Below are 419 nucleotides of genomic sequence, written 5' to 3'. Positions count from 1 at the left end.
GCTCGAAGGCCGGCATGCCCGCGCGAAGCGCCCGAGAGCGCGTCGTCCCGAACCCGAACCACTTGCCGCCGATGCCGACGAACAGGCCGCTTGGCAGGCTGCCGCGGACCGCCTCGGCGATGCCCGCGACCTGCTGGATGGGCAGGGCGTGCGAGGACCGCGGGGAAACGGCACTGTCGTAGACGAGGTCCCCGAGCGGCATCTCGACGATGCTGCCAGCCTCGACCCCGACCACGGTGTCGAGCACGAGGCAGGACTCGCCGGGGCGAACGTCGATCAGGTCCGTGGCGTCGAGCTGGGTGCACCGCCGGACCTCGAGGCGCTGGCAGATCGCGTGGTCCAGCTGCGGCAGGACATGCGCGATCGCCGAGAGCGCGGCGCCGTCATCGCCCCGATCGGCGCTGCCACAGACGAGGACG

The 419-nt window shown here is 72.3% G+C and carries 1 protein-coding gene; it reads right to left on the bottom strand.

All coding sequences use genetic code 11. From position 1 onward, the window contains the following. On the bottom strand, window positions 1–419 hold a 419-nt coding region (locus tag I6F37_RS41730; RefSeq protein ID WP_225154630.1), incomplete at both ends, for a hypothetical protein.

The organism is Bradyrhizobium sp. NBAIM08 (assembly GCF_020193935.1).
Classification (GTDB): Bacteria; Pseudomonadota; Alphaproteobacteria; order Rhizobiales; family Xanthobacteraceae; genus Bradyrhizobium; species Bradyrhizobium yuanmingense.
The sequence above is the reverse complement of the archived record's forward strand: the minus strand, read 5'-3'. Positions and strand labels throughout refer to the sequence as shown.